This is a genomic window from Pseudoalteromonas sp. T1lg88, from assembly GCF_002964765.1.
GTDB lineage: Bacteria > Pseudomonadota > Gammaproteobacteria > Enterobacterales > Alteromonadaceae > Pseudoalteromonas.
The window spans coordinates 699,054-721,137 of sequence record NZ_PQCF01000032.1 but is presented as its reverse complement, the minus strand read 5'-3'; the positions used below and the strand labels follow the sequence as shown (position 1 = coordinate 721,137).

The following is a 22,084-nucleotide window of genomic DNA, read 5'->3' as shown; positions in this document are numbered from 1 at the left end:
ATTCTACATCGAAAAATTCCAACGCCTTGAACATGATATTTAGCCCGCTAGAATGATTAGCTATTTAAGTGAATTGGTATCACATATTTGGATAGTTTGGACCGCCAGCGCCTTCTGGTGTTACCCAGGTGATATTTTGACTCGGGTCTTTAATATCACAGGTTTTACAGTGCACGCAGTTTTGCGCATTGATCACAAATTTAGGCTCGCCTTCGGTGCTATCCACTTCGTAAACACCCGCCGGGCAATAACGCTGTGCCGGTTCATCATAACGGGCCAGGTTCACCTTGATAGGGATGCTGGCATCTTTAAGTTTAAGATGACAAGGCTGCGATTCTTCGTGATTGGTATTGGATAAAAATACCGACGACAATTTATCGAAGCTTAGCTGACCATCCGGTTTTGGATAGTCGATTTTTGGCGCCTGAGCAGCCGGTAAAAGGTGGCGTAATCTGGAGTATTATCCTTAAAGGTGAAGGGTAATTTACCGGCAAACAGGTTTTGATCTAGGGTGTTATAAGCACCGCCAAAGAACTTACCCAGCTTGTGCATGGCCGGACCAAAGTTACGCGAGCGGTATAACTCGTCATACAACCAAGACGCTTTAAAACGCTCTGCAAAATCCGTCAGTTCTGTGTGTTCTTGACCCGCTTGCAGGGCTGCAAAAATGCTCTCTGCGGCTAGCATGCCAGATTTCATCGCCGTGTGATTACCCTTGATCTTGGCAAAGTTCAGGGTACCGGCATCACAGCCTACCAATAAACCGCCAGGGAAGTGCATCTTAGGTAAAGAATGCAGACCACCTTTGGCAATGGCGCGGGCACCATAAGCCAGGCGCTTACCGCCGCTAAGGACATCGGCAAACACCGGGTGATGCTTCATGCGCTGGAATTCATCAAATGGACTTAGGTGTGGGTTTGAATAGTTCAAATCTACGATTAAACCAACCACGACCTGATTGTCTTCGGCATGATACATAAATGCACCGCCGCTGGTATCACCGGATAAAGGCCAACCCGTACCATGGATTACTTTACCTTCGTGGTGTTTATCCGCATCTATCTGCCAGATTTCTTTAAAGCCGATACCATAATGCTGCACCGAGCTGTTCGCATCCAGGGCGAATTGATTGATTAGTTGCTTACCCAGGTGACCACGGCAGCCTTCGGCAAAGATGGTGTACTTGGCGCGCAGTTCCATGCCCGGCATATAGCCCGGCTTTTCGTTGCCGTCTTTGTCCAGACCCATATCGCCGGTAATAATGCCTTTAACCGTGTCGTCTTCGATAATAAGGTCATGGGCACTAAAGCCAGGGAAAATTTCTACCCCAAGCTGCTCGGCTTGCTCGGCCAAAAAGCGACAAACGTTACCCATGGAAACAATGTAGTTACCATTATTATGGAAGGTTTTAGGAACCATAAAGTGGGGCAGGGACTTGGCGCTTTTCTCGTCGTTGAACCAATAGATCTCATCCTCGGTCACTGCTGTGGTTACCGGAGCGCCTAGCTCCTTCCAATTTGGCAACAGCTCGTCAAGGGCCTTGGTTTCAAATACGGCGCCGGAGAGAATATGGGCACCGACTTCCGAGCCTTTCTCTACCACGCATATCATTAATTCTTGTTGTTGTTCTTGTGCAAGCTGCGCAAGTTTAATGGCGCTGGCAAGGCCGCTAGGCCCTGCGCCTACGATCACCACGTCAAATTCCATGGTCTCACGTTCTACCATAATAATCCCCTGCTATTGATGACGGTCAAAGTGTTACGAAATGCAAATTAATCGTTACACAAAAGATAGTGCTCCAAGGTTATTTTAGGTTGACGTTTACGTCAACAGGAAGTACGCTGATTTCATCAAAATAAATAAGTTTACGTTAACGTCAGGTTGTGGTGTCAAAATAGTGATTATGCGGGTTTTAGCCGTATCCCCACCTTCCTGCGTCTCTATTAGGAGCATATATGAAAGTATTAGTGCCCATTAAACGTGTAATCGATTACAACGTAAAAGTACGCGTTAAGGCCGATAAAAGTGATGTGGATTTGGCCAATGTAAAAATGGCGATGAACCCATTTTGTGAAATTGCCATCGAAGAAGCCATACGTTTAAAAGAAGCGGGTAAAGCGACTGAAGTAGTGGCCGTTACTATTGGTGATAAATCCGCTCAAGAGCAACTGCGTACCGCATTAGCCTTGGGTGCTGATAGCGCTATTCATATCGAAACTGAAGATAAGCTGGACTCACTGCATGTGGCCAAGTTGCTTGATAAGGTCATTGACGAACAGCAGCCAGATTTGGTGATTTTAGGTAAGCAAAGTATTGATGCCGATAATAACCAAACAGGTCAAATGCTGGCAGCACTGCGCGGTTGGCCGCAAGGCACCTTCGCCTCAAAAGTAGAATTAAACGACGGCAAGGTGAATGTGACCCGTGAAGTAGACGGTGGTCTGCAAACCGTGGCACTCACCCTACCGGCGATAGTGACAACGGATCTGCGTTTGAACGAGCCTCGTTATGCATCTTTACCTAACATCATGAAGGCTAAACGTAAGCCGTTGGATGTTAAAAATGCAGCCGATATGGGCGTTGATCTTACCCCTCGCGTGCAATTGGTAAGCGTTGAGGAGCCAAGTCAGCGCCAAGGTGGTGTGATCGTTGAAGACGTAGCAACCCTGGTCAGTAAGTTGAAGAATGAAGCGAAGGTGGTGTCATGAAATCATTAGTTATTGCTGAACACGAATACGGTCAACTAAAGCCGGAAACGGCAAAAACAGTGCATGCGGCCGCTAAAGTTGGCGCCGATATCGACCTACTTCTGATTGGTGAAGGCTTGGAAGCTGCGGCTCAAGAAGCAAGCACTATCAGTGGTGTAAGTCGCGTTCTGGTAGCCGACAGCGCTGAGTACGCGCATCAGCTAGCAGAAAACTGTGCCGACCTAGTGGTTAAGCTATGCGCCGATTACAGCCATATCTTCGCCAGCGCCACCACCACAGGCAAAAACATGATGCCACGTGTTGCCGCGTTACTGGATAAAGCGCAGGTATCGGACATTATCGACGTAATCGATGCCGAAACCTTTAAGCGCCCGATTTATGCCGGTAATGCCATTGCCACGGTGAAATCATTGGAGTCACAGCACATCATCACCGTACGTGCCAGTGCCTTTGATATTGCCGAGCAGGGCGGCAGCGCACCGATTGAAGCAATTAGTGATGTGATTGCTTCTAGCAACAGCGCATTTGTATCAAAAGAGCAGACCGAGTCTGAGCGGCCTGAACTTACCGCTGCCGATGTGATCATCTCGGGTGGTCGTGGTATGCAAAACGGTGAGAACTTCAAGCTGCTTGAAGGTATTGCCGATAAGCTAGGTGCCGCCATTGGTGCTTCTCGTGCCGCGGTAGACGCGGGTTTCGTACCTAACGATATGCAGGTTGGTCAAACGGGTAAAATCGTTGCTCCTAACCTTTACATTGCCGTGGGTATCAGTGGTGCCATTCAACACCTGGCAGGTATGAAAGACTCTAAGGTGATTGTGGCCATCAACAAAGACCCGGATGCACCTATCTTCCAGGTGGCCGACTATGGTCTGGTAGCGGATCTGTTCGAGGTATTACCTGAGCTTGAAGCCGCTCTGTAATTGATCCTAGATAAAAAAAGCCTGTATAAGCTATTCTTATACGGGCTTTTTTTATGCTGATTTTTATCTACAAGGAGAGTATATGAAAAACGTCATCTACTTATTGCTGATTTTTTGCAGCGCTATGGCGCTTGCGGGGCAAAGCTTCCGTTTGGCGGATGGCGACCTGGTTTATGCGGGTATGAATAAAATAGAAATACTTGATAAGCTGGGTGAGCCGTTAATGAAGGATGTGCAAAGTATTGGCGTAGACAAAGGCGATGGTTTTGCTGGTAAGAAAACCGAAATTTGGTCTTATCGATTGCAAGGTGATATTGGCGGCGAATACTTGGTATCTGTCACCTTTAAAGGCGATAAAGTAACAAGTATAAATTCCAAGCAACGTAATCGTTGATGGATAACTGTGAGAGAGTAATAAAGTCTCATACTGAGTAATAAAGATTCATACTGAGTATTAAAGTATCATACTAAAATGGCAGCGATCGTAATCGATACGCTGCCATTCCTAAATCGAAAATGCCCCAATATGAGTTGACTCAACTATAAATTATGAAGATTATTGAGAGTCACTTTTACCCCAGATAGAAACTAGCTGAAGAACTAATATCCACTTCCCCGTTAATGACACCATTGCAGCTAGGGTTTAACAAAACTGTGCCTGTTGTTAATATTTAGAGCAGTATAGGAATATCTAAAAAGGAATAATAATTATGACAAAGTTAGCACTTAGGTTTAGAGATCTCGTTACCCCACCTGATGGTACTATTAATATCCATAAGGAAATGATTGAAGATAATGGTTTTGTGTATTGGGGATGGTGGTGCAAAGCTGGCGAGAAATGCCCATCGAAGTTTAATGACTTTCAAGAATTATTGGCAAAGGGGGAACAAGAAATATTTCTGTTCGATAGTGGACAAAATAAGTTATTTCGAGCCCAATTATCTGCGATAAGGTTCGACAATGCTCCATTGGGTATAGAATGCCCAGAACCTGACTATACGCCATCTTACTACAGAGAAAGGTCTTTTAAAGCCTGGTTTAAACTTACATCAATTGACGAAATAGGTAACGCTAGCGTAAAAGATGAACTTAATCAATTTAGTTACGAAGATAATAACTACGGACTATTTAAAGAAAGTGAGCCCTTTAAAGATTTCTTTAACAAGCGTGTTATTAGCCCTGATGAATTAAGACATCAAGACAGAACTATTTGGTTTTTGACTGATTATGTGGCTTCAGAACACGACTCGCACGAAATACTCTTATATAATAATAATAGTGTTAACCCGAGTGTTTTTCCGAAGAATCACAGTAAAGTTTACACATCCAAACTCCATTGGATGACCGATTTACACTTTTCCGATGGTGACAACCAACACGGTTTTGATAACAGACTTCAAGATCAATCTCTTGAGCGACTAATTGAAGATAAATTTAAAGAGCAAATTCAAGCGCTAATAGTCTCTGGTGATATGACATGGAGAGCTTCTGCATCTGAGTTTAAAAAGACTTCAGATTTCTACGAGTACTTATGCTCAAACACTAAGCTAAGCTTCGATAAAATTGGTTTCTGCCCCGGCAATCATGACCTCGCATATAATGGAGAATTAACAGAAGAACAAAAAAGTGCCTTAGAAAAGTATCAAATGCTACAAAGAGGAGAAGAAAATGCACCGCACAGGCTATCACAACAAGAGATTGATAATCTGAGAGCAATAGAGAATTCAGAAGTTTCTGTCGCTGCTTATGAAGCACACTTTGAAGCAGTTGCTTCAACCGCACCTAATCAGTACCTTTCTATGGGGAAGAAATTTCTTGTCAATCAACAAAGGTCTGTAGACATTTGTTTCCTTAATTCAAACCGAATGCAACAATATAAAGATCTGTTTCAAGGCAATGGATTAATTGGTGAAGACCAGCGTGTAGATGCTGCAAAAGAAATGGGGTGGACGATTCCTAAAGCATACGGAACCATAAGAATTGTAGTGGTACACCACAACTTGTTGCCTGTTGAATATAGCAATACACCCTATCTTGGGTCATCACCAGGTAGTTATGTATATGATTCTCAAGCTACTATAAAGTGGTGTTACGAGCATGATGTAGACGTGATCCTGCATGGTCATACCCACCAGAGAAGCGTAGTTAAATTGGAAGACCATACATCTGTAGATAGAAAATCAGTCTGGTTAGTTGGATTAGGAAGTACCAGTGCGCACCACACGCACCTTATACCGGGACACTTAAACCAACTTGCGGAACTAGATTTCTCAAATAAAAATATAGCTATTCAATTTTACACTATTAACGAAAATAGAGTTACGGAAGACGGAAATCCCATAATTTTGGAATAAATATGAAAAAATTGTTGATTACTGATTTAGATAATACACTTTACGATTGGGTTAGCTTTTTCGCCCAATCTTTTGGTGCAATGCTTGAAAAAACAGTTGAAATCACTGGGATAGATCGCGATGAACTTGTTGATGATTTTAAGCAAGTTCACCAGTACCACAGTAATACCGAATACCCGTTTTCTATTTTCGAGTTAGACTCTATTCAAGAAAAATATAAAACTAAAGACAAAGAAGTACTGAAGCTGCATTTAGATGAAGCACTACACAGTTTTAATTCGAAGAGAAAAAAAGTACTAAAGTGTTACAGTGGTGTTATCGATACTTTAGAGTACATGAGTCAAAAAGGAGTAAAAATTGTCGCACATACGGAAGCCCCTGTAAGAAACTCCTTATACCGTTTAGAAAAATTAGGGATAAAAGGATATTTCAGTCACTTATATGCGCCCAAAGATAAATTTCATGATGACTTAGATGAGCATACGCTTCAGTGGCTTCAAAAACACGAAAACTCACTAAGGTTGCTATCAAAAAATGAGCTCAAGCCAAATCCCAACCTACTTTTAGATATTTGCTCAAAAGAAGGTGTTCAACCAAGCGAAGCTGTCTACATAGGTGACTCAATTGTTAAAGATATTTCTATGGCTAATGAAGCTGGTATTTCTTCAGTATGGGCGGAGTATGGGAAACAGCATTCGCCAGAATTCTGGCAGCTTTTAGTCTCTATTACACACTGGACACCGGCAGATGTAGAAAGAGAAGAATCACTTAAAAAAGCCTTAAGTGACTCGAAACCAAACTATATAGCTCAATCATTCAGTGATCTTATTGAATTATTTGACTGGCAAGGTGTTCAAGCCAAAAGTTCAGTAGATTTACAGTAAACGACAATTACGTAACTCTTAAATGTCCAGAAGTGAGTTACAACGAGTATGATACTTTAATACTCAGTTGTAGCTTGATTCGGACTTGATAGTAGCATTTAGTATGAATCTTTATTTTTGATCATGTTTAATCTTAAACGGTTCGAGCAGGGTTGCTTGACTGTTTAGTATGAAACTTTATTCCTCTCCTACAATAACTCAAAGTAAAAAACCGCTCATTGAGCGGTTTTTTGTTTGCCATCTAACTAAGTATTAGTAAGTAGCGCTGCCCTTAGTGCGAGGGAAGGCGATAACGTCACGAACGTTGCCCATACCGGTTACATAGGCAACCAAGCGCTCAAAACCAAGACCAAAGCCAGAGTGTGGCACTGTGCCGTAACGGCGTAGATCACGATACCAGCTGTAGTCTTCTTTATTTAAACCCATTTCATCTAGGCGGGCATCCAGTACGTCCAAACGCTCTTCACGTTGTGAACCACCGATGATCTCACCGATACCAGGGGCAACCACGTCCATGGCCGCCACGGTTTTGCCGTCTTCGTTCTGACGCATATAGAAGGCCTTGATATCGCGTGGGTAGTTTTTGATAACAACCGGTGCTTTAAAGTGTTCTTCGGCCAAGTAACGCTCGTGCTCTGATTGCAGATCTACGCCCCACTCAACAGGGAATTCGAATTTCTTGCCACATTCTTTCAAGATTTCGATGGCGTCTGTGTAATCCACCTGAGCAAAGTCTTTGCTCACGAATTCTTCTAGACGTGTAATAGCTGTTTTCTCGATGCGCTGAGCAAAGAATTCCATGTCGTCACGGCGCTCTTCAAGCACGGCGGCGAATACATATTTGAGCATGTCTTCGGCCAGCTTGGCGATGTCGTTCAGATCGGCAAAGGCCACTTCCGGCTCAACCATCCAGAATTCCGCCAGGTGGCGCGAGGTGTTAGAGTTTTCGGCGCGGAATGTTGGACCGAAGGTGTAAATCTTAGACAGAGCGCTGGCATAGGTTTCGCCGTTGAGCTGACCTGAAACGGTAAGGAAGGCTTCTTTACCGAAGAAGTCCTGGCTGTAATCTATGTCACCCTTGTCGGTCAGTGGCAGGTTCTGCATATCAAGCGTCGATACACGGAACATTTCACCGGCACCTTCACAGTCACTGGCGGTAATGATAGGCGTGCTGATCCACATATAACCACGCTCGTGGAAGAAGCGGTGGATGGCTTGCGATAAGCAGTTACGCACGCGCGTTACGGCACCAATCACATTGGTACGTGGACGCAAGTGGGCATGCTCACGCAAAAATTCGATGCTGTGGCGCTTGGCCGCCATAGGGTAAGTATCCGGGTTCTCAACCCAGCCAATCACCTCAACGGCTTCGGCTTGAATCTCAAACGCCTGGCCTTGACCTTCGGAAGCAACCAGCTTACCGGTTACAGACACAGAGCAACCAGCGGTTAAACGAGTGATTTCATCATAATTATTAAGCGAATTGGGCACGACCGCTTGAATAGGATCAAAACTCGAACCGTCATGAACGGCTAAAAACGAAATACCTGCTTTTGAGTCGCGACGTGTACGCACCCAGCCCTTAATGGTCACCTGGCTGTCCACGGCAACGGCGCCTTTTAATAGCTCGGCGATTGCTGTATGGCTCATTTTCACTCCAATGATTACTATTGCCCAAGTTGCTTAGCCCTTGTTCAGGCTCTTACTAAGCAGCTTTATTATGATGTAAGTTAAGAGGCCTATCTTAACCGTGTTCGGGTGAGAAAAAAACTGCCAATTACGCTCTTTACCGCTTAATGGCTGAAAAATGGCCAATAATTCACCTAAACTAAAATTGAGCGTGAAATTATAAGGCTTAGGGGGATGTTACGAGGCGACGGAACGGGCCCTTTTATATTGATTGGCTGGTGTGCAGCATTGGGATGGAGCTTGTTTGTACTGGTTTTGCTCATCATCCATTAGGGTCGCCGGAGCAGGATTTTGGCCAGTGGCGCTATTTAGGCGTACAAACACCGGATTTTTGGCTATTAAGTGCAAAAAATCTGCCTTAATGTTACTTGGGTTGTGCAGTCTGTGCGCTGTTTGTGGCATTATAAGAGCCAGAAAGATAAATAAAATGATGTAGCTAGCGCCTCTATCCTTAATTGCAAGGGCGTTTTTGTGCATCAGCTTCATGCTAGCCTTAGTGAGTAGTTAATGAAACAAGCGTTTATTTTGCGCGGTTTACCTGGCAGCGGTAAAACCAATTATGCGCACAACCTGGCCGACGATTTGGTCGCCGGCGACAGCAGTCAATATGTCATTTGCAGCACCGATGATTACTTTGTCGGCGCCGAGGGTTATCAATTCGATAAGCATAAGCTTCCCGAATACCACAACCTTAACCTAGCACGCTTTATCAAGGCCCTGAGCGAGGGTATTCCCTTGGTGATAGCCGATAACACCAATATAAAAAAATGGGAATTTATTGCCTATCTAGAGGCCGCTCATGCTTTGGGTTATCAGGTTAAAGAGGTGATAGTGGGTGAGGTTAAGGACAAGGCCATGCAGCACCTTTATGCTCAGCGTAATACCCATAATGTGGCGTTGAGAACCATAGCGAAGATGGCCTACCAGTTTGAATGGTAGTCACTGCCTCAGCAAATAAAAAATCCCGCATTAAGCGGGATTTTTTTATGTCCTTACATGGCGTTGTATTCGTCTTCCCAGAAGAACTTCTCTTCGCCAAAGGCTGGTTTTAGGTCATCAAGCCAGGTGGCGGCTTCATCGTATTTGGCAAAGAAAGGACGTTGCACCCAGTCCGGATTGCGGGCCTGAATGAATCGCAGTACGAACACCTTTTCACCGGCGATCTCGCTCACACCCGATACTTCGACCTTACCTGGGCCGGCACTCATTGATGGGCCACGCACGGTGCGACTTACTCCGGAGATCTGTTTATAGGCTTCACGGAAGGTTTCCCAGGTTTTGTGCAGGGGCAACTCAAAGTAGCGTTTTGCACCCGTGTCCCGCTCGATAAACATATAGTAGGGGATCATGCCTAGCTGGGTTTGCTCTTTCCACATCTCGGCCCACATATTGGGATCGGTGTTGATGTTATTGAGCAGTGGCGCCTGGGTGCGAATTTGCGCCCCAGTTTTGCGAATTAAAGCGATGGCTTCGCGGGTGGCCGGACTGCGCAGCTCTTGCTTATGATTTACATGGGCCATAATGGACACATGCTTACCGGCATCGACCAATTCTTTTAATAGTGCCAATAAGTCCTGCGCGTCCGGGTCGGTCAGGTATCGGTATGGCCAAAAGGTCAATGATTTGGTGCCAATACGGATAGTGCGAATATGATCAAACTCCGGCTCTTTTAACTTCTCAAGATAGCCACGCAGTTTGATCGTGCGCATAACCATGGGATCACCACCTGTCATCAGTAGGTCGGTTACTTCTGTATGCTCGCGCAAATAACCGTGCAGCAGTTCGGCATCGTTATTGTTAAAGCGTGTGGCTTTACCTACAAACTGCGCCCAGCGAAAGCAAAAGGTGCAGTAAGAGTGGCAATATTGGCCCTGAGATGGAAAGAAGAGGACGGTTTCTTTGTATTTATGTTGGATCCCTTCGACGCGCTCGCCATCTAGCTCAGGCACGTTCTTTTCCATTTGTCCGGCGGGATGAGGGTTCAACTTTAAGCGAATTTCCTGGGCCAGCGTCATCACTTCTTCAGCACTGGGGTTGCTTCTATGCAGCGCCGCCATTTGTTCGTATGACTCGTCATCAAGCATACCGCGCTGCGGAAAGGTCAATTGAAAGACGGGATCATTGGGTACCTTATCCCAGTCGATCAATTCTTCAATGACAAAATTATTGACGCGGAAAGGGAATACACTTGCGACCACCTTCATTTCAAAGCGCATATGCTCTGGCAGTTGATGCAAAGCCTCAATTTTATCAATTTGGCGATGTTGATACACGGTAAACCTGGGTGGGACAAAGGCCTCCGCTGGCTGAATCTGGACGTGTTGCTGCATAGAAAGTCACTTGCTTATTGAAAAGTTTTGTACTCTAACAAAAAGCAAGGGGTGATTCCTAGCGAAACCCCGGAATTACTCGGTAAATTTCACCATAAAAGCGTTTTTTAATCACTTTTATGGTGATTTTATTTATTTGTACGGAAACAAATAAGATCGCCGCTAGATTATAAATCGTTTGATCTAGTAATGTCTTTCGGCAATGGCTTGGTAAATGGCATTGCACAGGGTTTCTATGTCCTGCTCTGAACTCACAAAAGGTGGCATAAGGTAGATAAGTTTACCGAAAGGTCGGATCCACACCCCGTTCGCTACGAAAAAGCGCTGAATTTTAGCCACATCGACATTGCTATCGAGCTCCACCACGCCGATGGCGCCCAAGGTGCGCACCGACACCACAGCATCAAGCTCCGTACAGCGCGTCAGTTGTTGTAGCCAAAGATTGATGTTGCCGACCTGTTGCTGCCAGTCGTTTTCCTGTAACAGGCTCAGGCTGGCGTTGGCCACGGCGCAGGCCAGGGGGTTGCCCATAAAGGTCGGGCCGTGCATTAGGACACCGGCTTCACCACTACAAATGCCGCGGGCGACCTTATCCGTGGTCAGGGTGGCGGCTAAGGTCATATAACCGCCGGTTAGGGCCTTGCCCACACACATGATATCCGGGCAGATATCTGCATGCTCGACGGCGAATAGCTTGCCGGTGCGGCCAAACCCGGTGGCGATTTCGTCGCAGATAAGCAGCACATCATATTGGTCGCACAGGGCGCGCACTGTCTTTAGGTATGCGGGGTGATAGAAGTTCATGCCGCCGGCATTTTGCACTATGGGCTCGATAATAAAGGCGGCAATGTCTTGATGATGCTCGGCAAAGTAATGGGCTAATTCTTCCGCTTCATGCTCGTTAAATTCGCCATCAAAGGCACTTTGTGGCTGCGGCACAAAAATCTGCTCGGGCAAAAAGCCACGATACATGCTGTGCATGGAATTAACCGGATCGCATACGCTCATCGCCGCAAAGGTGTCGCCATGATAGCCCTTGCGTGGGGTCATTATCTTATGCTTTTGCTTATGACCCTGGCTAAACCAGTACTGCAGCGCCATTTTGATAGCCACTTCAACACTGACCGATCCACCGTCTGCCAAAAACACCTTATCCAGTGGCGCCGGGGTCATGGCAATCAGCTTTTTACACAGTTCTACCGCCGGGGCATGAGTAATACCACCAAACATCACATGACTCATTTTTTCGCTTTGCTCTTGCAGCGCCCGGTTTAAGCGTGGGTGATTATAGCCATGCAGTGCGCTCCACCACGAGGCCATGCCATCGACCAAACTCTCGCCACTGGCTAAATGCAAGCGGGTACCGCGGGCATGGGTGACCGGGTAGTTGGGCAGGGGCTTAAGCATGGAGGTGTAGGGGTGCCAAATATGGTCACGGTCAAACTCGACATCGATAGAATTGCTTTCTGTATAATTATTGTTCATAGGTAAACTTTAAACATTGCACTGGCGTTGACAATACTAAGGCAACTCGTAGACTGATACAAAATAAGTTTACCGTCGATAATAAAGAGAACCCTATGCAACAGGCTGAAATCCGCCATAACTGGACCCATGAACAAGTAAAAGCCCTTTTCGAAATGCCTTTTAACGACCTTCTGTTTAAGGCGGCGAGCATTCATAGGCAGCACTTTAATCCCAATGAGGTGCAGATCTCGACCCTGCTATCGATTAAAACCGGCGCCTGTCCGGAAGACTGCAAATACTGTCCTCAGTCCGGTCATTATAAAACTGACCTGGAGCGCGAGCGCCTGATGGAAGTGGAAAAGGTCGTGGAGCAGGCCCGTTTAGCAAAACAAAAGGGCGCGACCCGTTTTTGTATGGGCGCCGCTTGGTCCGATCCTAAGGACCGCGATATGCCTTATATCGAAAAAATGGTTCGTGAGGTCAAAGAGCTTGGCCTTGAAACCTGTATGACTCTGGGCATGCTGGATAACGATAAGGCGCATCAGTTGCGCGATGCCGGTTTGGACTATTACAACCACAACCTAGACACCTCGCCTGAGTATTATCAGCAGATCATTACTACTCGTACCTATCAGGACCGTTTAGACACTCTAGATCATGTTCGCGATGCCGGCATGAAGGTATGCTCCGGCGGTATCGTCGGTATGGGTGAGCAGGCCAAAGACAGATACGGCCTTTTGATCCAGCTTGCTAACTTGCCAAAACAGCCAGAAAGTGTGCCAATTAATATGCTTGTTAAGGTAAAGGGTACGCCGCTGGAAAATGTTGACGACCTGGATCACTTTGAATTTATCCGCACCATAGCCGTGGCGCGTATCATGATGCCGAAGAGTTATGTGCGTTTGTCTGCCGGTCGTACGGCCATGAACGAGCAGATGCAAAGCATGTGTTTCTTTGCTGGTGCCAACTCCATTTTCTACGGTGATAAGCTACTTACCACGGAAAACCCGGAAGCAGACACGGATATGAACCTTATTCGTAAGCTAGGCATGCGCCCGGCTCAGGGGGAGGACTATTCAGATGAAGCCTACGAGGCATCACTAAGCTCGGCAATTGCCGACAAGGCCGAATCTGAGCTGTTCTACGAAGCAAAATAAATGGCGTTTGACTATATCAATGACGCATTAGAAACCAGACGGCAGCAACACCTGTTGCGTCGTCGGGTACTGGTGGAAGAGGTCAGTGCCCGCAGCATTCGTGTGGCTGGCAAGGACTATCTTAACTTTGCTTCCAACGACTATCTTGGCTTGGGGGACTTACCCTTGTCTGGCCTTGATGCTCGCTCTGGCGCGCACAGCTCTCCCTTGGTTACAGGCTATCAGCGTTGCCACCAAGCATTAGAGCAGCGTTTTTGTGATTTGCTTGGCTACCAAGCTGCCATGCTTTTTCCGAGCGGCTTTAGCGCCAATATCAGCGTATTAAAAGCCCTGTTTGGAGAAAGTAATGATGGGCTTATTGTTCAGGATAAGCTTAATCACGCCAGTTTGATCGACGGCGGTCTACAGGCCAATGCCGCTATGCAGCGTTTTAATCATAACAATATCAGTCACTTACAGGCCCGTTTGACCAAATCCAAGGCGAAAAACAAGCTGGTGGTCAGTGAGGGCGTGTTCTCAATGGACGGGGATTGCGCCCCGGTTGCGGATATTCATAGCCTGTGCCGAGCCCATGATGCCTGGTTTATGCTTGATGACGCCCATGGTTTTGGCGTGCTGGGGAATGGTTTGGGCACAGCCTATGGCGAAACAGATAACGAGCGCGCCCGCCCGGATATTCTGGTGATCACCTTTGGTAAGGCCCTGGCTAGCAACGGTGCAGTGGTGTTGGCTTCAACACCTGTGATTGAGCTGTTATTACAAAGTAATCGCGATTATATTTATTCCACCGCGGTGTCGCCGCTGCAATGCGCCGTTACCGAGCAGCGCCTTACTCAATTGCTTGACGCTCACGCCGAGCGCCAGCAACTGGCGCGTAATATCGCTTATTTTAGAGAGCGTTGTGCGCAAGCGTCTTTGGCATTAATGGACTCACAGACGCCAATTCAGCCGCTGATCGTAGGTGACAGCGAAAGCGCCTTGCAAATGCAAACCGATTTACGTGAGCAGGGTATTTGGCTCAGTGCCATTCGACCGCCTACGGTTGCCCACAATACCGCGCGTTTACGCATTACCCTGACCGCTGCCCATCAAAAGCAGGATATAGACACCTTGGTCAAGGCCCTGGAGTCCTGTCGATGAGCGCGGCGTTAAAACAACAAACCCAATCCCACTTTTCCAAGGCGGCGGGTCGTTATCAGCATCATGCCCGCGTGCAGGCCAGTGCCAGCGAGGTGCTGTTAGCACATCTAGCACAGCGGCCATTAGGGCTGTGTTTGGATTTAGGGGCGGGGCCCGGTGTTAACAGCGCGGCTCTTGCGGCGCAAAGCGATGCCCTGATAGCCCTTGATTTATCGCCCTCGATGCTGGCACAAATTCGTACGCAAAGCATTAAGCTCTGTGCCGATATGGACGCGCTGCCGCTGCAGGCCAACTGTCTGGATACGGTATTTAGTAACTTTGCCATGCAATGGTCCAGTGATTTAAACATCGCCCTGGCCGAGCTTTACCGCGTGCTTAAACCTAAGGGGCGTGCTTTTTTGGCCATAGTTGCCGCTGGCTCTTTGGTTGAGGTAAAAAACGCGTTTGCCGGTATAGGGCGAGCGGCGATTAATCATTTCGCTAGCTTTGAAGAAATACAAGGTGCAGCGCACAATGCCGGTTTTAATGTCAATTGGCAGCAAGAGTTGCCCTTGTACGACACCTATGCAAGTGCCAAGGATGCGTTAAAAAGCTTATCTGCCATAGGGGCAAACAGTGCCGAGCAGGGCCATAAGGCGCTTACCAAGGGCGAATATCTTCAAGTGTTGCAGTGCTTAGGGGGCGACATCCCAGAGGTTGCCCTGAGCTATAACGTGGTCTTTTTGGAACTTATTAAATGAAGCAATTTTTTATTACCGCCACGGACACGGATGCCGGTAAAACCCATGTAACCAGTCTGCTGCTGAAATTGGCTGTACAACATAAACGCAAGGCTTTGGGCTTTAAACCCATAGCTGCCGGTGCCGAGCAGGCCTTTGGTCGTCTGGTTAATACCGATGCGCTGACATTAATTGAAAGCGGTAATACGCAAGCACTTTACGAGCAGGTAAACCCCTTTATTTATGAGCCGCCCATAGCTCCTCATATTGCCGCAGCGCAACAGGGTGAACAAATCACACTGGCCAAGCTAAATAAGGCGTATGAAGAGATCAGCGCCTTGGACGCAGATATCTTGCTTACCGAGGGTGCCGGGGGCTGGTTATTGCCTATCAATGATCAAGAGTTACTTAGCGACTGGGTGGTGGCGGCCAAACTCCCTGTGATCTTGGTGGTCGGCATGAAGCTCGGCTGTTTAAATCATGCCTTGCTCACCATGGCGTCCCTGCAACAGCAAGGAGTGGAGGTAGCTGGGTGGATAGCCAATCAGGTTGACCCTGACATGGCCGAATACGATGCCAATTTGGCCACCTTAAAGGCGCGCATGCCTGTGCCCATGCTGGCCGAGAGTCCTTATACTGAGGGCACCCCAAAACTGCGTATTCATGGCACCTTATTGGATGTGCTGGCGCTGCGCTAGCGCTTTTCCTTCCTCTGGCATCTTGTTACAACTCTTTACAATTGTTTAAGTTACAATGTCTTGATGCTGTCATGGTTAGCCTATATATAGGACTCATAGAGCCGAGAGTGATGCTATCCATTATGGGTCAGGATGCCCCGTAAGCGCTGGACCCCAGCTAAGGGAGACCCCTAATGAATAATCTTACTCGATTGGAGAATGACGTATGAAGCGTGTAGTGCTTTTTTTATTGACCAACCTAGCGGTAATGCTGGTCCTAGGGGTGGTGTTATCGATTATTTTTGCAGTTTTAGGCATTTCCTCGCGCAGCATGGGCGGGATCTTAGTGATCGCTGCAGTATTTGGCTTTGGCGGCGCCTTTATTTCTTTAGCCATGTCGAAATGGATAGCTAAGCGTTCAACTGGCGCCTATGTTATCGAACAGGCGCGTACCGAAACCGAGCAATGGCTGGTGGCCACAGTAGCCGAGCAGGCACAGCAGCGCGGTATTAAAATGCCCGAGGTGGCGATTTACGATAGCCCTGAGATCAACGCTTTTGCTACCGGCCCGTCTAAAAACAATGCCTTAGTAGCGGTAAGCAGTGGTTTACTTCATAACATGACCCAGGATGAAGCGCAGGCGGTACTGGCTCATGAGGTATCGCACGTGGCTAACGGTGATATGGTTACCCTGACGCTGATCCAAGGCGTGGTGAACACCTTTGTCATCTTCCTGGCGAAAGTACTTGCCGGGGTGGTGGATAACTTCCTAAGCGGCAATGAAGAAGAAAGCGGCCCAAGCTGGACATACTTCATCTTTGATATGCTGTTTCAAATTCTCTTTGGTGTGCTTGCTTCCGTGGTTGTGGCCTACTTCAGCCGTAAACGCGAATATGCCGCTGACCGAGGGGCTGCGGAACTAGTTGGTGCCAATAAGATGCGTGCCGCACTGGAGCGCTTAAAGGGCAACCGTGAGTCGCAGCTAGAAGGTTCTATGATGGCCTTTGGTATTGCCTCGGGGCGTTCAATCGGCGAGTTGTTTGCTTCGCACCCACCGTTGGATGCGCGTATTAACGCGTTAAAGTAAAAGTAATAATAAAAAAGGGCCGAAAGGCCCTTTTTTATTGGTTCTAGCTGCCCGCTTGTTCGCGCGCTTGCTGATTAGGCAGCAGTTGCTCAACGATTTCCTTGGCCGACAGGGTATAACGCACCCCGCCAAACATCACCGAGGTATATTCGTCCAGGCCGGTGATCCCCGTTAGCGTCCATCCCTCGCCACGCTCTGGGCAGTATACTGTTGTGGTGGGGGGCACCATGATAAATTGTGCTTGGCTCATTCGCTTGCCGTTTTAAACTTGCTGATGGCCCTAGTTTAAGGCAATAATCCCGCAACTCAACCTCTGCGAGCTAAGTTTCATGATCCATTGCCAGGAAGCCTCATTGGCGCTTCGCCCAATACGGCATAAAGACGTGTCGGCCCTCTATGGTATACTTACGCACCAAGAAGTCAGTCGCTATAACGATTATGCCCTTCCTTCAAACCCATCCGAGGTTCAAGATATTATTCAAGGGGACATAGAGCTGCTACTTACGGGTGAAGGAGTACGCATGGCTATCGTCTATCAGGAGCAAGTAGTGGGCAGCTGTGGCATTTATGATGCCCATACCAAGGTGGCTAAAATTGGCTATGAACTCCACCCCCTGTTTTGGGGGCAAGGCCTAATGCATAGTGCCTTGTCTTTATTATTGTCCGAGGGGCAGCAGTATATGGGCGCCGATGTAACCACAATACAAGCCCGGGTGCATCTGGATAACCTGCGCAGTATTAAGCTGCTGCAACGCCTTGGCTTTGTGTGCAGTGAGCCTGGGGTCTATCAATTGCCCTGGCTTCCTCGCTCCTAGGCATTCTCGGCCTATAACAGCGCTATCTTAGCGCTCAAACGACGAACTAGGGTAGAGACATCCGGGTTTTCGCTGTTAAGGCCTTCAATTAAGGTCATAAAATAGCAGTCCATCATGGCCGCGGCTCGCACCTCATCGTATTGACGCGTACCATCGAACAGTAACTTTTTAAATGCCTCCATCTGCGCGCTGAAAAACGCGCCTTGCCATACTAGGCCCTGCAATAAGGACTTGCTGAATTCCGTGTGCTGTAAATAGAAACGATAGAGGTGCAGAGCATAGTGACGCATTTTCAGCTTCGGCTGCTCGAAGGTATCTTCACGTTTAGCGCTGGCTATCACTTTATCTATATGCATCAGCATAAGTTGGCGTAACAAATCGTCTTTATTTTCAAAGTGGGTAAACAGGGTGCCATTGGCTACCTGGGCCTGTTTGGCAATATCGCGTGTAGAAGTGGCGGCAAAGCCATGCTCCAGGAATAGTTGCCAAGCTGCATCCAAGATGCGCTCCCGGGTTAACTGCTTTTTGCTTATTACCTTGTTTCCTACTTGGTTATTGCTCACAAAATGCCTGCTAAAGAGTTGAAATTGAGCGCGCTCAATTATTATAATGAGCGCGCTCATTTTTAAATCGTTAAGGAAAACAGCATGAAATCAGACACTAACCCCGTTACTTGGGTGCTTGGGTATATCCTCTTTATGCCATTTATTGTTTTTTATAGTTATATCCTAGGTCCTATACTCAAAGCAATTTTACTGCCAGGTGGCTTAGTGCTCTTGGCACTTATCTTAGGGCCTAAGGAGTTTACACTGGCGTGGCGTGAAGCTCAGCAAAACAAGCAGCATGGTAAGTCAGAATAAGGCCATTTTATCGGCCAACTTGGCATGCTTTTTATCTGGCTTTTTTGTATAATGCGCCGCAACTTATTGTTGGCAAATGGCCAACAGCTATGGGCGGGCGTACCCCTCAAGTGTGATAGCTTGGCGCCGGCGCACTAAAGCTTAGTGAAAACCATAGTTAAATTGGTATCGTTATTGACCCGAGGAGTGACAATGAAAGTAGGTATTATTATGGGTTCCAAGTCTGATTGGCCCACTATGCAACATGCAGCGGATATGTTGGATAAATTTGGCATCGACTATGAAACCAAGGTTGTTTCGGCGCACCGTACTCCTCAATTGTTGGCCGATTATGCCTCATCTGCCGCCGAGCGTGGTATCAAGGTAATTATCGCCGGTGCCGGCGGTGCTGCTCACCTACCAGGTATGGCTGCTGCCTTCACTTCACTACCAGTGCTGGGTGTACCTGTGAAGTCTAAAGCCCTAAACGGTGTTGATTCATTGCTCTCTATTTGCCAAATACCTAAAGGCGTTGCCGTAGGCACGCTAGCCATTGGCGATCCGGGTGCGGCCAATGCTGGCTTGTTAGCGGCACAGATCTTAGGCTGTCAACAGCCTGAGTTATTGGCAAAAATCGATGCTTTCCGTAAAGAGCAAACCGATACCGTTTTAGCTAACACAAACCCAGCTGAATAAGGTCCGGTAGCCATGAAGATGTTAGTGCTTGGTGCGGGACAATTAGCGCGAATGATGGCGCTTGTTGGCGCGCCTTTGGATATTCATATCCGTGCCTATGATGTAGGCTCAAAGCAGGTGGTCCACCCGGTAACCGGTGAAACCTATGAATTAACGCTGGAGCAGGCGATCGCACAGAGCGAGCGCATTACCGCTGAATTCGAGCATATTCCTGCGGATGTATTGGCGCAGTGTGAGCAAAGCGGTAAGTTCTTCCCTGGCGAAGAAGCCATTGCCTGCGGTGGTGACCGAGCTAAAGAAAAAGCCTTGCTAGAGCGCGCTGGTGTACCGAGCGCCCCTTATGTGCTGGTAACCGAGCGTAGCCACCTGGATAAAGCTATTTCTGAGTTGGCCTTACCCCTGGTGATTAAAACCTGTCAGGCAGGATATGATGGCAAGGGTCAATGGCGCTTAAAAGACGCCGCGGATGCGGAACAGATTTGGGCCGAAATGCGTGAGTTTTTAGAAAAAGACCCTGAGCACAGCATCATTTGCGAAAAAATGATCCCATTCGAGCGCGAAGTGTCGGTGATCGGCGCCCGTGATCAAGAGGGTAATGTAGCCATCTACCCGGTAACAGAGAATGAACACACTAACGGTGTACTCACTTTGTCTGTGGCCGGATTAGTAAATGACAGCGTGCAACAGCAAGCCATTGACGCCTATAGCAAATTGGCGAATGCGCTTAATTATGTGGGCGTACTGGCCATAGAGTTCTTTGATGTTGACGGCCAACTTCTGGTTAATGAAATTGCACCACGGGTGCATAACTCTGGGCACTGGACACAACAGGGCGCCTATAGCTGTCAGTTTGAAAACCATGTGCGTGCCGTTGCCGGTTTGCCGTTAGGTGACACTGCCTTATTGCGTCCAAGCGCAATGATCAATGTGTTGGGTCAGGCGGCTATTCCAGCCGAGGTACTTAGCGTAGCGCAAACCCGCAGCCACTGGTACGGTAAGGGCGTAAAGCCTGGGCGTAAAATGGGGCATATTAACGTCAGTGCCGATAACCTGCATGCCTTGGGTGAGCGTTTAGCGACGTTGGTTGAGTATCTGCCCGAGGAGCAATACCCTGGGATTGCGGCTATGGCCAAACGCCTCACTCTAAATTAAGCCAAATCAGGCACTTCTTAAAAACCGAGCTAAGCTCGGTTTTTTCATCTCTTTTCATTACAAAGTCAAAAGTTTAGCTGCTACCATTGCGACCTAGTACCTATTTCCCTGAATTGGTACTAGCATTTTTCGTCAGCTTAATGGAATCTAGTATGAAAGCACAATCTCGGGCTTTTTCTCTTCTGGGCGTATTTATGCTCGGGGTAAGCGCTTCAAGCGCTTGCGCCAGCGCCACCCCCAGGCTTAACTCTGATGCCGCGCAATCTGCGCCCAGCATACGTATTGCCACCTTTAACGTCAGTATGGACGGCTCTAATTACAACGAACGTTTTACCTCCTTAACCGAGTCGCCACTGCCTCAGTTACTGGCCAAGGGCCGCCACCCGCAAATTCATAATGTCGCCACCATTATCCAGGCTGTACGCCCGGATGTTATTTTACTTAATGAATTTGATTTCACTGGTGATTGGCAACAAAACGTAGCGCTGTTTCAGCAAAATTTTCTTGCTCAGGCCCATGGCGACTACCAAGCCATTAGCTATCAATACAGCTATGCGGCGCCGGTCAATACAGGTGTTGCCAGTGAGTATGACTTTGATGGAAATGGCAAAAAGTCTGGCATAGCGGGTGATGCCTATGGTTTTGGTTTTTATCCCGGTCAATACGGCATGCTGTTGCTGAGCCGTTTTCCCATAGATACTGATGCGGTGCGTACCTTCCAGCATTTGCCTTGGTATACGCAAAGCGGCGCTTCTATGCCCCTGCTTAATGGCCAGCCTTTTTATGATCAACAAACCTGGCAGGCGGCGCGTTTAAGCTCAAAATCATTTTGGGATATTCCCTTAGAGGTTGCCGGTGAACGCCTGCATATTCTTGCCTCGCATCCCACGCCGCCTGTTTTTGACGGCCCGGAAGACAGAAACGGCCTGCGTAATTTTGCTGAGCTCAAGTTAGTCGCGGACTATATCGCCACGCCAGCCCCAGGTTACCTTGTGGATGATAAGGCGCAAGTGGGCGGCCTCAGCGGCGACGGACGATTTGTGATTCTTGGTGACTTAAACGCCGCGCCCCAAGGCCCCAAGGCAAGGCCTGAGGCCATCGATCAGCTATTAAAACATCCCAAGGTGGATAGCAGCCTAATACCTGTTAGCAAGGGAGGCGCCGAATCCTCGACCGAGCCTTTTGCAAAATTCTATACCGCCAGCTGGCAGGCCCGTGTCGATTATGTTTTGCCGTCCAAATTCGGTTTGCAGCCAGTGGACTCGGGTGTGTATTGGCCGGCAGAAGGTGAAGCAGGTTATGAGTTAGTGCGCGATAGAAAGCTATCTTCGGATCATCGTCTGGTTTGGATGGATGTGCAGATAATCGCAAATGAATAAACGTATTTGTTTAAATTATGGTCTATATTTATAGGGAACAGGTTCATAGCTTGTTTTATTGCTAGCGC

General features: G+C 47.6%; 21 protein-coding genes and 1 pseudogene. 16 read left to right on the top strand and 6 right to left on the bottom strand.

Annotated features, from left to right (window positions below; all coding sequences use genetic code 11):
• Window positions 1-79 precede the first annotated feature (79 nt).
• Window positions 80-1,725: pseudogene (locus tag C2M34_RS14805) on the bottom strand (electron transfer flavoprotein-ubiquinone oxidoreductase).
• A 230-nt stretch (window positions 1,726-1,955) separates the two neighbouring features.
• Between C2M34_RS14805 and C2M34_RS14800 the strand changes: the two are divergent.
• The 5 genes from C2M34_RS14800 to C2M34_RS14780 all read left to right on the top strand — a co-directional run bounded on the left by C2M34_RS14800 (window position 1,956) and on the right by C2M34_RS14780 (window position 6,869).
• Window positions 1,956-2,708: an electron transfer flavoprotein subunit beta/FixA family protein gene (locus tag C2M34_RS14800; protein WP_105199915.1), complete on the top strand. Its 753-nt coding sequence runs from the start codon at window positions 1,956-1,958 to the stop codon at window positions 2,706-2,708.
• Window positions 2,705-3,631, top strand: a complete 927-nt coding sequence (locus C2M34_RS14795; RefSeq protein ID WP_105259191.1) for an electron transfer flavoprotein subunit alpha/FixB family protein — start codon at window positions 2,705-2,707, stop codon at window positions 3,629-3,631. The genes C2M34_RS14800 and C2M34_RS14795 overlap by 4 nt, the downstream gene beginning before the upstream one ends.
• An 82-nt stretch (window positions 3,632-3,713) precedes the next feature.
• Window positions 3,714-4,025, top strand: coding sequence for a DUF2845 domain-containing protein (locus C2M34_RS14790; protein ID WP_105259190.1), 312 nt, complete (start codon window positions 3,714-3,716; stop codon window positions 4,023-4,025).
• Between the two features lie 316 nt (window positions 4,026-4,341).
• Window positions 4,342-5,985: a metallophosphoesterase family protein gene (locus tag C2M34_RS14785; RefSeq protein ID WP_105259189.1), complete on the top strand. Its 1,644-nt coding sequence runs from the start codon at window positions 4,342-4,344 to the stop codon at window positions 5,983-5,985.
• Between the two features lie 2 nt (window positions 5,986-5,987).
• Window positions 5,988-6,869: an HAD family hydrolase gene (locus C2M34_RS14780; RefSeq protein WP_105259188.1), complete on the top strand. Its 882-nt coding sequence runs from the start codon at window positions 5,988-5,990 to the stop codon at window positions 6,867-6,869.
• A 252-nt stretch (window positions 6,870-7,121) separates the two neighbouring features.
• On the opposite strand, the gene asnS is transcribed toward C2M34_RS14780, so the two are convergent.
• Window positions 7,122-8,519 carry an asparagine--tRNA ligase gene (gene asnS / locus C2M34_RS14775; protein ID WP_105259187.1) on the bottom strand — a complete coding sequence of 466 codons (1,398 nt, stop codon included), beginning with the start codon at window positions 8,517-8,519 and terminating at the stop codon, window positions 7,122-7,124.
• A gap of 546 nt (window positions 8,520-9,065) precedes the next feature.
• Between asnS and C2M34_RS14765 the strand changes: the two genes are divergently transcribed.
• Window positions 9,066-9,497 carry an ATP-binding protein gene (locus C2M34_RS14765; RefSeq protein WP_105199084.1) on the top strand — a complete coding sequence of 144 codons (432 nt, stop codon included), beginning with the start codon at window positions 9,066-9,068 and terminating at the stop codon, window positions 9,495-9,497.
• 53 nt (window positions 9,498-9,550) lie between these two features.
• Here C2M34_RS14765 and C2M34_RS14760 read toward each other — a convergent pair whose 3' ends face one another.
• Both C2M34_RS14760 and bioA read right to left on the bottom strand, forming a co-directional pair.
• Window positions 9,551-10,888 carry a KamA family radical SAM protein gene (locus C2M34_RS14760; RefSeq protein WP_105215818.1) on the bottom strand — a complete coding sequence of 446 codons (1,338 nt, stop codon included), beginning with the start codon at window positions 10,886-10,888 and terminating at the stop codon, window positions 9,551-9,553.
• 183 nt (window positions 10,889-11,071) lie between these two features.
• The gene (gene bioA / locus C2M34_RS14755) at window positions 11,072-12,373 is read right to left on the bottom strand and encodes an adenosylmethionine--8-amino-7-oxononanoate transaminase (RefSeq protein ID WP_105259185.1); all 1,302 of its coding nucleotides are present in this window, start codon (window positions 12,371-12,373) and stop codon (window positions 11,072-11,074) included.
• A gap of 95 nt (window positions 12,374-12,468) precedes the next feature.
• On the opposite strand from bioA, the gene bioB reads away from it, so the two are divergent.
• From bioB to htpX, 5 genes are all read left to right on the top strand, one after another.
• The gene (gene bioB / locus C2M34_RS14750; protein WP_105189673.1) at window positions 12,469-13,512 is read left to right on the top strand and encodes a biotin synthase BioB; all 1,044 of its coding nucleotides are present in this window, start codon (window positions 12,469-12,471) and stop codon (window positions 13,510-13,512) included.
• Complete coding sequence (locus C2M34_RS14745) at window positions 13,513-14,652, top strand: aminotransferase class I/II-fold pyridoxal phosphate-dependent enzyme (protein ID WP_105259184.1); 1,140 nt, start codon at window positions 13,513-13,515, stop codon at window positions 14,650-14,652.
• A complete protein-coding gene (locus tag C2M34_RS14740; protein WP_105259183.1) occupies window positions 14,649-15,392 on the top strand; it encodes a methyltransferase domain-containing protein in 744 nt (247 codons plus the stop codon). Before C2M34_RS14745 ends, C2M34_RS14740 begins: the two co-directional genes overlap by 4 nt.
• Window positions 15,389-16,069: a dethiobiotin synthase gene (bioD, locus tag C2M34_RS14735; protein WP_105199081.1), complete on the top strand. Its 681-nt coding sequence runs from the start codon at window positions 15,389-15,391 to the stop codon at window positions 16,067-16,069. The genes C2M34_RS14740 and bioD overlap by 4 nt, the downstream gene beginning before the upstream one ends.
• Window positions 16,070-16,274: 205 nt before the next feature.
• Window positions 16,275-17,135 carry a protease HtpX gene (htpX, locus tag C2M34_RS14730; RefSeq protein ID WP_105199080.1) on the top strand — a complete coding sequence of 287 codons (861 nt, stop codon included), beginning with the start codon at window positions 16,275-16,277 and terminating at the stop codon, window positions 17,133-17,135.
• A gap of 43 nt (window positions 17,136-17,178) precedes the next feature.
• On the opposite strand, the gene C2M34_RS14725 is transcribed toward htpX, so the two are convergent.
• A complete protein-coding gene (locus C2M34_RS14725; protein WP_105199079.1) occupies window positions 17,179-17,385 on the bottom strand; it encodes a hypothetical protein in 207 nt (68 codons plus the stop codon).
• Between the two features lie 103 nt (window positions 17,386-17,488).
• On the opposite strand from C2M34_RS14725, the gene C2M34_RS14720 reads away from it, so the two are divergent.
• A complete protein-coding gene (locus C2M34_RS14720; RefSeq protein ID WP_199878808.1) occupies window positions 17,489-17,950 on the top strand; it encodes a GNAT family N-acetyltransferase in 462 nt (153 codons plus the stop codon).
• Window positions 17,951-17,961: 11 nt separating this feature from the next.
• On the opposite strand, the gene C2M34_RS16015 is transcribed toward C2M34_RS14720, so the two are convergent.
• Window positions 17,962-18,513: a TetR/AcrR family transcriptional regulator gene (locus C2M34_RS16015; protein ID WP_267894358.1), complete on the bottom strand. Its 552-nt coding sequence runs from the start codon at window positions 18,511-18,513 to the stop codon at window positions 17,962-17,964.
• An 84-nt stretch (window positions 18,514-18,597) separates the two neighbouring features.
• Here C2M34_RS16015 and C2M34_RS14710 point away from each other — a divergent pair, with 84 nt between their 5' ends.
• From C2M34_RS14710 to C2M34_RS14695, 4 genes are all read left to right on the top strand, one after another.
• Window positions 18,598-18,810: a hypothetical protein gene (locus C2M34_RS14710; RefSeq protein WP_105259181.1), complete on the top strand. Its 213-nt coding sequence runs from the start codon at window positions 18,598-18,600 to the stop codon at window positions 18,808-18,810.
• 192 nt (window positions 18,811-19,002) lie between these two features.
• Window positions 19,003-19,485 carry a 5-(carboxyamino)imidazole ribonucleotide mutase gene (gene purE / locus C2M34_RS14705; protein WP_105259180.1) on the top strand — a complete coding sequence of 161 codons (483 nt, stop codon included), beginning with the start codon at window positions 19,003-19,005 and terminating at the stop codon, window positions 19,483-19,485.
• Between the two features lie 12 nt (window positions 19,486-19,497).
• Complete coding sequence (locus tag C2M34_RS14700) at window positions 19,498-20,637, top strand: 5-(carboxyamino)imidazole ribonucleotide synthase (RefSeq protein WP_105259179.1); 1,140 nt, start codon at window positions 19,498-19,500, stop codon at window positions 20,635-20,637.
• A gap of 152 nt (window positions 20,638-20,789) precedes the next feature.
• Window positions 20,790-22,016 (top strand): endonuclease/exonuclease/phosphatase family protein, encoded by a 1,227-nt coding sequence (locus C2M34_RS14695; RefSeq protein ID WP_234000047.1) that lies wholly within the window; start codon window positions 20,790-20,792, stop codon window positions 22,014-22,016.
• Window positions 22,017-22,084 lie beyond the last annotated feature (68 nt).

Excerpts from the sequence above, each read along its gene's own strand:
- C2M34_RS14780 (WP_105259188.1), top strand. The coding sequence starts at position 5,988 with ATGAAAAAATTGTTGATTACTGATTTAGATAATACACTTTACGATTGG.
- C2M34_RS14765 (WP_105199084.1), top strand. The coding sequence starts at position 9,066 with ATGAAACAAGCGTTTATTTTGCGCGGTTTACCTGGCAGCGGTAAAACC.
- C2M34_RS14710 (WP_105259181.1), top strand. The coding sequence starts at position 18,598 with ATGAAATCAGACACTAACCCCGTTACTTGGGTGCTTGGGTATATCCTC.
- C2M34_RS14740 (WP_105259183.1), top strand. The coding sequence starts at position 14,649 with ATGAGCGCGGCGTTAAAACAACAAACCCAATCCCACTTTTCCAAGGCG.
- bioA (WP_105259185.1), bottom strand. The coding sequence starts at position 12,373 with ATGAACAATAATTATACAGAAAGCAATTCTATCGATGTCGAGTTTGAC.
- C2M34_RS14800 (WP_105199915.1), top strand. The coding sequence starts at position 1,956 with ATGAAAGTATTAGTGCCCATTAAACGTGTAATCGATTACAACGTAAAA.
- C2M34_RS14795 (WP_105259191.1), top strand. The coding sequence starts at position 2,705 with ATGAAATCATTAGTTATTGCTGAACACGAATACGGTCAACTAAAGCCG.
- C2M34_RS14745 (WP_105259184.1), top strand. The coding sequence starts at position 13,513 with ATGGCGTTTGACTATATCAATGACGCATTAGAAACCAGACGGCAGCAA.
- bioB (WP_105189673.1), top strand. The coding sequence starts at position 12,469 with ATGCAACAGGCTGAAATCCGCCATAACTGGACCCATGAACAAGTAAAA.
- C2M34_RS14695 (WP_234000047.1), top strand. The coding sequence starts at position 20,790 with ATGAAAGCACAATCTCGGGCTTTTTCTCTTCTGGGCGTATTTATGCTC.
- C2M34_RS14700 (WP_105259179.1), top strand. The coding sequence starts at position 19,498 with ATGAAGATGTTAGTGCTTGGTGCGGGACAATTAGCGCGAATGATGGCG.
- C2M34_RS14760 (WP_105215818.1), bottom strand. The coding sequence starts at position 10,888 with ATGCAGCAACACGTCCAGATTCAGCCAGCGGAGGCCTTTGTCCCACCC.
- htpX (WP_105199080.1), top strand. The coding sequence starts at position 16,275 with ATGAAGCGTGTAGTGCTTTTTTTATTGACCAACCTAGCGGTAATGCTG.
- C2M34_RS14785 (WP_105259189.1), top strand. The coding sequence starts at position 4,342 with ATGACAAAGTTAGCACTTAGGTTTAGAGATCTCGTTACCCCACCTGAT.
- C2M34_RS14790 (WP_105259190.1), top strand. The coding sequence starts at position 3,714 with ATGAAAAACGTCATCTACTTATTGCTGATTTTTTGCAGCGCTATGGCG.
- purE (WP_105259180.1), top strand. The coding sequence starts at position 19,003 with ATGAAAGTAGGTATTATTATGGGTTCCAAGTCTGATTGGCCCACTATG.
- bioD (WP_105199081.1), top strand. The coding sequence starts at position 15,389 with ATGAAGCAATTTTTTATTACCGCCACGGACACGGATGCCGGTAAAACC.
- asnS (WP_105259187.1), bottom strand. The coding sequence starts at position 8,519 with ATGAGCCATACAGCAATCGCCGAGCTATTAAAAGGCGCCGTTGCCGTG.
- C2M34_RS14725 (WP_105199079.1), bottom strand. The coding sequence starts at position 17,385 with ATGAGCCAAGCACAATTTATCATGGTGCCCCCCACCACAACAGTATAC.